The 7164-nt window shown below is 64.8% G+C and carries 15 protein-coding genes; all 15 read left to right on the forward strand.

What is annotated here, in order from left to right:
* The first annotated feature begins 276 nt into the window (after positions 1–276).
* Positions 277–582, forward strand: coding sequence for a 30S ribosomal protein S10 (gene rpsJ / locus ACFTZB_RS00435; RefSeq protein ID WP_003938093.1), 306 nt, complete (start codon positions 277–279; stop codon positions 580–582).
* Between the two features lie 20 nt (positions 583–602).
* A complete protein-coding gene (gene rplC / locus ACFTZB_RS00440) occupies positions 603–1259 on the forward strand; it encodes a 50S ribosomal protein L3 (RefSeq protein WP_009479366.1) in 657 nt (218 codons plus the stop codon).
* Positions 1256–1945 (forward strand): 50S ribosomal protein L4, encoded by a 690-nt coding sequence (rplD, locus tag ACFTZB_RS00445; RefSeq protein WP_378429590.1) that lies wholly within the window; start codon positions 1256–1258, stop codon positions 1943–1945. The genes rplC and rplD overlap by 4 nt, the downstream gene beginning before the upstream one ends.
* Complete coding sequence (rplW, locus tag ACFTZB_RS00450; RefSeq protein ID WP_005239632.1) at positions 1942–2247, forward strand: 50S ribosomal protein L23; 306 nt, start codon at positions 1942–1944, stop codon at positions 2245–2247. Before rplD ends, rplW begins: the two co-directional genes overlap by 4 nt.
* A gap of 39 nt (positions 2248–2286) precedes the next feature.
* Positions 2287–3123 (forward strand): 50S ribosomal protein L2, encoded by an 837-nt coding sequence (gene rplB, locus ACFTZB_RS00455; protein ID WP_015889918.1) that lies wholly within the window; start codon positions 2287–2289, stop codon positions 3121–3123.
* 13 nt (positions 3124–3136) lie between these two features.
* The gene (rpsS, locus tag ACFTZB_RS00460) at positions 3137–3418 is read left to right on the forward strand and encodes a 30S ribosomal protein S19 (RefSeq protein ID WP_003940820.1); all 282 of its coding nucleotides are present in this window, start codon (positions 3137–3139) and stop codon (positions 3416–3418) included.
* Positions 3415–3819: a 50S ribosomal protein L22 gene (gene rplV, locus ACFTZB_RS00465; protein WP_005239634.1), complete on the forward strand. Its 405-nt coding sequence runs from the start codon at positions 3415–3417 to the stop codon at positions 3817–3819. The genes rpsS and rplV overlap by 4 nt, the downstream gene beginning before the upstream one ends.
* Positions 3819–4625 (forward strand): 30S ribosomal protein S3, encoded by an 807-nt coding sequence (gene rpsC, locus ACFTZB_RS00470; protein WP_005239635.1) that lies wholly within the window; start codon positions 3819–3821, stop codon positions 4623–4625. The genes rplV and rpsC overlap by 1 nt, the downstream gene beginning before the upstream one ends.
* A 3-nt stretch (positions 4626–4628) precedes the next feature.
* Complete coding sequence (rplP, locus tag ACFTZB_RS00475) at positions 4629–5045, forward strand: 50S ribosomal protein L16 (protein ID WP_005239636.1); 417 nt, start codon at positions 4629–4631, stop codon at positions 5043–5045.
* Positions 5045–5281, forward strand: a complete 237-nt coding sequence (rpmC, locus tag ACFTZB_RS00480) for a 50S ribosomal protein L29 (protein WP_005239637.1) — start codon at positions 5045–5047, stop codon at positions 5279–5281. The genes rplP and rpmC overlap by 1 nt, the downstream gene beginning before the upstream one ends.
* Entirely contained in the window at positions 5278–5559 is a 282-nt protein-coding gene (rpsQ, locus tag ACFTZB_RS00485; RefSeq protein WP_005239638.1) for a 30S ribosomal protein S17, read from the forward strand. The genes rpmC and rpsQ overlap by 4 nt, the downstream gene beginning before the upstream one ends.
* A gap of 170 nt (positions 5560–5729) precedes the next feature.
* Entirely contained in the window at positions 5730–6098 is a 369-nt protein-coding gene (gene rplN / locus ACFTZB_RS00490) for a 50S ribosomal protein L14 (RefSeq protein WP_005239639.1), read from the forward strand.
* Positions 6098–6415 carry a 50S ribosomal protein L24 gene (gene rplX, locus ACFTZB_RS00495; RefSeq protein ID WP_005239640.1) on the forward strand — a complete coding sequence of 106 codons (318 nt, stop codon included), beginning with the start codon at positions 6098–6100 and terminating at the stop codon, positions 6413–6415. The genes rplN and rplX overlap by 1 nt, the downstream gene beginning before the upstream one ends.
* Position 6416: 1 nt before the next feature.
* The gene (gene rplE / locus ACFTZB_RS00500) at positions 6417–6983 is read left to right on the forward strand and encodes a 50S ribosomal protein L5 (protein WP_005239642.1); all 567 of its coding nucleotides are present in this window, start codon (positions 6417–6419) and stop codon (positions 6981–6983) included.
* A gap of 4 nt (positions 6984–6987) precedes the next feature.
* Positions 6988–7164: type Z 30S ribosomal protein S14 (locus ACFTZB_RS00505; RefSeq protein WP_378429593.1), on the forward strand; the 177-nt coding region annotated here is incomplete at its 3' end.

The following is a 7164-nucleotide window of genomic DNA, read 5'->3' on the forward strand; positions in this document are numbered from 1 at the left end:
GGAAGCAGTACCTACTGGCACTCGCATCGAGTGCATCCGGTACGCGTTCCCGGCCCGAAGAGCTGAAAAGTTGCGGGTCGGAGAATGAGTGGGAGGGCGACACGCCCGACCGCGTGTACCGGAGAACCATGACAGATGAACAGCGGCAGCGGATCGGGTGTGTCCCGGTCGCCTAGCGTTCGGACAGTTGCGGCCCAGGTAAGGGACTGTGCAGACGAGGTAGTTCGGCCCGACTCGGGTGGGACTACGAAACGCGGCAAGAAAAGGACACTAAGCGTGGCGGGACAGAAGATCCGCATCAGGCTCAAGGCCTACGACCATGAGGCGATCGACGCGTCAGCGCGCAAGATCGTCGAGACGGTGACCCGTACCGGGGCCCGCGTCGTTGGACCCGTGCCGTTGCCGACCGAAAAGAACGTGTACTGCGTCATCCGCTCGCCGCACAAGTACAAGGACTCGCGCGAGCACTTCGAGATGCGTACTCACAAGCGGCTTATCGACATCCTCGACCCGACGCCCAAGACGGTTGACGCGCTCATGCGCATCGACCTTCCGGCCAGCGTCGACGTCAACATTCAGTGAGCGCGGCGGAGACAAAAACAATGACTGATACCAAGATCAAGGGAATCCTGGGCACCAAGCTCGGCATGACCCAGGTCTTCGACGAGAACAACCGGGTCGTTCCGGTCACCGTCGTGAAGGCCGGACCGAACGTCGTGACCCAGATTCGTACCGAAGAGCGTGACGGCTACAGCGCCGTGCAGCTCGCGTTCGGCGCCATCGACCCGCGCAAGGTGAACAAGCCGACTTCCGGCCAGTTCGCCAAGGCCGGCGTCACCCCGCGCCGCCACGTTGTGGAGCTCCGCGTTGCCGACACCTCGGAGTACGAGGTCGGCCAGGAACTTACCGCCGAGGTCTTCGAGGACGGCGCCTACGTCGACGTCACCGGAACCAGCAAGGGTAAGGGCTTCGCCGGAACCATGAAGCGCCACGGCTTCGCCGGCCAGGGTGCATCGCACGGTGCGCAGGCCGTTCACCGTCGCCCCGGTTCCATCGGTGGTTGCGCCACCCCGGGCCGCGTGTTCAAGGGCATGCGCATGTCCGGCCGCATGGGTAGCGACCGCATCACGACGCAGAACCTCTCCGTTCACAAGGTGGACGCCGAGAACGGCCTGCTGCTGATCAAGGGTGCGATCCCCGGCCGCAAGGGTGGCCTCGTGATCGTCAAGAGTGCAGTGAAGGGTGGTGCACGAGCATGACCAGCACCGAGACATCGACGACCAAGCTGACGCTGGACGTCAAGGTCGCCGGCGGCAAGACCAACGGCACCGTCGAGCTCCCCGCGGAGATCTTCGACGCGCCTGCCAACATCGCGCTTCTCCACCAGGTTGTCGTCGCGCAGCTCGCCGCTGCACGTCAGGGCACCCACGCCACCAAGACCCGCGGCGAGGTTCGCGGCGGTGGCAAGAAGCCGTACCGCCAGAAGGGCACCGGCCGCGCTCGTCAGGGCTCGACCCGTGCGCCGCAGTTCGCCGGCGGTGGCACCGTCCACGGCCCGCAGCCGCGCGACTACAGCCAGCGGACCCCCAAGAAGATGAAGGCCGCCGCTCTGCGCGGTGCCCTCTCCGACCGGGCCCGCAACGAGCGCATCCACGTGATCACCGAACTGGTCGCCGGTCAGACTCCGTCCACGAAGTCCGCCCGCACCTTCCTCGGCGAGATCTCGGATCGCAAGAAGGTCCTGCTCGTCGTCGGACGCGCGGACATCGCGGCCTGGAAGAGCGTGCAGAACCTGGACGGCGTGCACCCCATCGCACCCGACCAGCTCAACACCTACGACGTGCTCAACAGCGATGACGTCGTGTTCAGCGTCGAGGCGCTCAACGCGTTCATCCACGGGCCCGCCGAGACCGCCCAGGAAGAGAACAAGGAGGAGGGCAAGTGAGCACCATCGCCGATCCCCGCGACATCCTGCTCGCCCCGGTCATCTCCGAGAAGTCCTACGGACTGATCGAGGAAGGCACCTACACCTTCCTGGTGCACCCGGACTCGAACAAGACGCAGATCAAGATTGCCGTCGAGAAGATCTTCGGCGTCACCGTGACCAGCGTCAACACCGCCAACCGTCAGGGCAAGCGCAAGCGGACCCGGTTCGGTTACGGCAAGCGCAAGGACACCAAGCGCGCGCTCGTGACCCTCTCGGCCGACAGCAAGCCCATCGAGATCTTCGGAGGACCGGTCGCGTAAGCGCCGGGACTTGACGAGACATAGAGGACGAGAAGACTCATGGCAATCCGTAAGTACAAGCCGACTACCCCGGGCCGTCGTGGCTCGAGCGTCTCGGACTTCGCCGAGATCACTCGGTCGACCCCCGAGAAGTCGCTGGTTCGCCCGCTCCACGGACGCGGTGGACGTAACGCACACGGTCGTATCACCACCCGGCACAAGGGTGGCGGACACAAGCGCGCCTACCGGCTGATCGATTTCCGTCGCAACGACAAGGACGGCGTGCCGGCCAAGGTCGCTCACATCGAGTACGACCCCAACCGCACCGCGCGTATCGCCCTGCTGCACTACGCGGACGGCGAGAAGCGCTACATCATCGCCCCCAAGGGCCTGTTTCAGGGTGCACCGGTCGAGTCCGGTGCAGGCGCCGACATCAAGCCCGGCAACAACCTGCCCCTGCGCAACATCCCGACGGGTACCACCATCCACGCGGTGGAACTCCGCCCGGGTGGCGGCGCCAAGATGGCCCGCTCGGCCGGATCCAGCATCCAGCTGCTCGGTAAGGAAGGCACCTACGCCACGCTGCGTATGCCGTCCGGCGAAATCCGTCGCGTCGACGTTCGCTGCCGCGCCTCGATCGGTGAGGTCGGCAACGCCGAACAGTCGAACATCAACTGGGGCAAGGCCGGCCGCATGCGCTGGAAGGGCAAGCGCCCGACCGTCCGTGGTGTCGTGATGAACCCGGTCGACCACCCGCACGGTGGTGGTGAGGGTAAGACCTCCGGTGGTCGCCACCCGGTCAGCCCGTGGGGCAAGCCCGAGGGCCGCACCCGCAAGAACAAGGCGAGCGACAAGCTCATTGTCCGTCGTCGCCGTACCGGCAAGAACAAGCGCTAGGAGGGAGTGAAGGATGCCACGCAGCCTCAAGAAGGGCCCGTTCGTCGATGACCACCTCCTCGCGAAGGTGGACGTGCAGAACGAAAAGGGAACCAAGCAGGTCATCAAGACCTGGTCCCGTCGTTCCACGATCATTCCGGACTTCATCGGCCACACGTTTGCGGTTCACGACGGCCGCAAGCACGTCCCCGTGTTCGTTTCCGACTCGATGGTCGGACACAAGCTCGGAGAGTTTGCACCGACCCGCACGTTCAAGGGTCACATCAAGGATGATCGGAAGGCGAAGAGGCGATGAGCAACACCGAAACCGCCAACCCGACCGCCAAGGCAGTAGCGCGCCACGTGCGCGTCACGCCGATGAAGGCGCGTCGCGTTGTGGACCTGGTCCGCGGGCGTTCGGTTGAAGACGCCCTGAACATCCTGAAGTTCGCGCCGCAGGCAGCGAGCGAGCCGGTCGCCAAGGTGATCGCCTCCGCAGCGGCCAACGCCGAGAACAACCTCGACCTCGACCCGAGCACGCTTGTCGTCGCCACGGCGTTCGTGGACGAGGGCGCGACCCTCAAGCGGTTCCAGCCGCGTGCACAGGGACGTGCGTTCCGTATCCGCAAGCGCACCAGTCACATCACCGTGATCGTGGAGAGCCTGCCGAAGACCGGAACATCGACCCGTAATCGCCGGAAGGGAAGTGCTCAGTAGTGGGCCAGAAAATCAACCCGCACGGCTTCCGCCTCGGCATCACCACCGACTGGAAGTCTCGCTGGTACGCAGACAAGCAGTACGCGGAGTACGTCAAGGAAGACGTCGCGATCCGTAAGCTCCTCGCCACCGGCATGGAGCGCGCAGGCATCGCGAAGGTCGAGATCGAGCGCACGCGTGACCGTGTTCGTGTCGACATCCACACCGCCCGCCCGGGCATCGTCATCGGCCGCCGCGGCGCCGAAGCCGATCGCATCCGTTCCGAGCTCGAGAAGCTGACCGGCAAGCAGGTCCAGCTGAACATCCTCGAGGTCAAGAACGCCGAGGCCGAGGCTCAGCTCGTCGCACAGGGTGTGGCCGAGCAGCTCTCGAACCGTGTCGCCTTCCGTCGCGCGATGCGCAAGGCCATCCAGTCGGCCATGCGTCAGCCCAACGTCAAGGGAATCCGCGTTCAGTGCTCCGGTCGTCTCGGCGGTGCCGAGATGTCCCGGTCGGAGTTCTACCGCGAAGGCCGCGTGCCGCTGCACACGCTTCGCGCGGACATCGACTACGGCCTCTACGAGGCCAAGACCACCTTCGGCCGCATCGGCGTGAAGGTCTGGATCTACAAGGGCGACATCGTCGGTGGCAAGCGTGAGCTCGCCGCCAACGTGGCTGCTCCCGCAGGCGACCGCCCGCGGCGTGAGCGTCCGAGCCGTCCCCGTCGCTCCGGCGCCACCGGCACCACCGCGACCAGCACCGAGGCCGGCCGCGCAGCGACCGCCACCGCCGATGCACCCGCTACGACTGAACAGAAGGAGGGCTGACGCATGTTGATCCCACGGCGGGTCAAGCACCGCAAGCAGCACCATCCGAGCCGTTCGGGTGCCGCCAAGGGTGGAACCCAGGTGACCTTCGGTGACTACGGCATCCAGGCTCTCGAGCCCGCCTACATCACCAACCGGCAGATCGAGTCCGCTCGTATCGCCATGACCCGGCACATCAAGCGTGGCGGCAAGATCTGGATCAACATCTTCCCGGATCGCCCCCTCACCAAGAAGCCGGCCGAAACCCGCATGGGTTCCGGTAAGGGTTCGCCCGAGTGGTGGATCGCGAACGTCAAGCCCGGTCGCGTGATGTTCGAAATGAGCTACCCCAATGAGGAGATCGCTCGTGAGGCCCTGCGTCGCGCGATGCACAAGCTCCCGTGCAAGTGCCGGATCGTGACAAGGGAGGAGCAGTTCTGATGGCTACTGGAACCCCAGCCGCAGAGCTCCGCGAGCTCACCGAAGAAGAGCTGGTCACCCGGCTTCGTGAGTCGAAGGAAGAGCTGTTCAACCTTCGTTTCCAGATGGCCACGGGTCAGATGGACAACAACCGTCGACTTCGTACCGTCCGTCACGAGATCGCGCGTATCTACACCGTTCTGCGTGAGCGTGAGCTCGGGCTGGCCGTCGGTCCGGACGCAGGTGACGCGGCATGAGTGAGGAAAAAGCAGTGAGCACTGAAGAGCGCGGCAGCCGCAAGGTCCGCACCGGATACGTCGTCTCCGACAAGATGGAGAAGACGATCGTGGTCGAGCTCGAGGACCGGGTCAAGCACCCGCTCTACGGCAAGATCATCCGGCGCACCAGCAAGGTGAAGGCGCACGACGAGAACGGCGTCGCAGGCATCGGTGACCGCGTGCAGCTGATGGAGACCCGTCCGCTGTCCGCGACCAAGCACTGGCGTCTCGTCGAGGTCCTCGAGAAGGCCAAGTAAGAAACCGAATAATGCATCCAGTACGATGGTGGGGTTGCCTTGCGGCAGACGCACGGCAACCCCACCGTTGTGCCGCCCACCCGGGCGGCCCCTCTCGCAGGGCACGGGTGCAGACCGCGCACGTCGGGTCGGAAATCTGCCGTGCAACAGTCCAGGTCAAGGAGAAGTAAGTGATTCAGCAGGAGTCGCGGCTGCGCGTCGCCGACAACACGGGTGCCAAGGAGATTCTCTGCATCCGCGTTCTCGGTGGTTCGTCTCGCCGCTACGCCGGGATCGGTGACATCATCGTCGCCACCGTCAAGGACGCCATCCCGGGTGGAAACATCAAGAAGGGCGAGGTCGTCAAGGCCGTCATCGTCCGCACCACCAAGGAACGTCGCCGTCCGGACGGGTCGTACATCAAGTTCGACGAGAACGCCGCCGTCCTCATCAAGCCGGACAACGATCCCCGTGGCACCCGCATCTTCGGCCCCGTCGGCCGTGAGCTGCGTGAGAAGAAGTTCATGAAGATCGTCTCGCTCGCCCCGGAGGTGCTGTGATGAAGGTGCACAAGGGTGACACCGTGCTGGTCATCGCCGGCAAGGACAAGGGCGCGAAGGGCAAGGTCATCCAGGCCTACCCCGCGACCAACAAGGTCCTCGTCGAAGGCGTGAACCGCATCAAGAAGCACACCGCGGTTTCCGCGAACGAGCGCGGAGCTTCCTCCGGCGGCATCGTCACGCAGGAAGCCCCGATCCACGTTTCCAACGTCGCGGTCGTCGACTCGGACGGCAACCCCACTCGCGTGGGCTACCGGACCGACGAAGAGTCCGGCAAGCGCGTTCGGATTTCCCGGAAGAACGGGAAGGACATCTGACATGACCTCCACTGAGAACAAGATCCAGCCGCGCCTGAAGACTCGCTACCGCGAGGAGATCAAGGCTGCGCTGAACACCGAGTTCGACTACGCCAACGTGATGCAGATCCCCGGCGTCGTCAAGGTCGTCGTCAACATGGGTGTCGGTGACGCCGCGCGCGACGCCAAGCTGATCAACGGTGCCGTCAACGACCTCGCTCTGATCACCGGTCAGAAGCCCGAGATCCGCAAGGCCCGCAAGTCCATCGCGCAGTTCAAGCTCCGCGAGGGAATGCCGATCGGCGCCCGCGTCACGCTGCGTGGCGACCGCATGTGGGAGTTCCTGGACCGTCTCGTGTCCGTCGCGCTTCCCCGCATCAGGGACTTCCGCGGCCTGTCGGGCAACCAGTTCGACGGCAACGGCAACTACACGTTCGGCCTGAACGAGCAGTCGATGTTCCACGAGATCGACGTGGACAAGATCGACCGCCCGCGCGGCATGGACATCACCGTGGTGACCACCGCGACCAACAACGAAGAAGGCCGTGCCCTGCTGAAGCACCTCGGCTTCCCGTTCAAGGAGAACTGAGCTAATGGCTAAGAAGGCATTGGTCAACAAGGCCAACAAGAAGCCCAAGTTCGCGGTGCGCGCCTACACCCGCTGCCAGCGCTGCGGCCGTCCGCACTCGGTGTTCCGCAAGTTCGGCCTGTGCCGAATCTGCGTCCGTGAGATGGCGCACGCCGGCGAGCTGCCCGGCGTTCACAAGAGC

It is taken from the genome of Rhodococcus sp. NPDC057014 (genome assembly GCF_042673295.1).
Taxonomy (GTDB): Bacteria; Actinomycetota; Actinomycetes; order Mycobacteriales; family Mycobacteriaceae; genus Rhodococcus_F.

Excerpts from the sequence above, each read along its gene's own strand:
- rplC (WP_009479366.1), top strand. The coding sequence starts at position 603 with ATGACTGATACCAAGATCAAGGGAATCCTGGGCACCAAGCTCGGCATG.
- rplD (WP_378429590.1), top strand. The coding sequence starts at position 1,256 with ATGACCAGCACCGAGACATCGACGACCAAGCTGACGCTGGACGTCAAG.
- rplB (WP_015889918.1), top strand. The coding sequence starts at position 2,287 with ATGGCAATCCGTAAGTACAAGCCGACTACCCCGGGCCGTCGTGGCTCG.
- rpsS (WP_003940820.1), top strand. The coding sequence starts at position 3,137 with ATGCCACGCAGCCTCAAGAAGGGCCCGTTCGTCGATGACCACCTCCTC.
- rplV (WP_005239634.1), top strand. The coding sequence starts at position 3,415 with ATGAGCAACACCGAAACCGCCAACCCGACCGCCAAGGCAGTAGCGCGC.
- rplP (WP_005239636.1), top strand. The coding sequence starts at position 4,629 with ATGTTGATCCCACGGCGGGTCAAGCACCGCAAGCAGCACCATCCGAGC.
- rpmC (WP_005239637.1), top strand. The coding sequence starts at position 5,045 with ATGGCTACTGGAACCCCAGCCGCAGAGCTCCGCGAGCTCACCGAAGAA.
- rpsQ (WP_005239638.1), top strand. The coding sequence starts at position 5,278 with ATGAGTGAGGAAAAAGCAGTGAGCACTGAAGAGCGCGGCAGCCGCAAG.
- rplX (WP_005239640.1), top strand. The coding sequence starts at position 6,098 with ATGAAGGTGCACAAGGGTGACACCGTGCTGGTCATCGCCGGCAAGGAC.
- rplE (WP_005239642.1), top strand. The coding sequence starts at position 6,417 with ATGACCTCCACTGAGAACAAGATCCAGCCGCGCCTGAAGACTCGCTAC.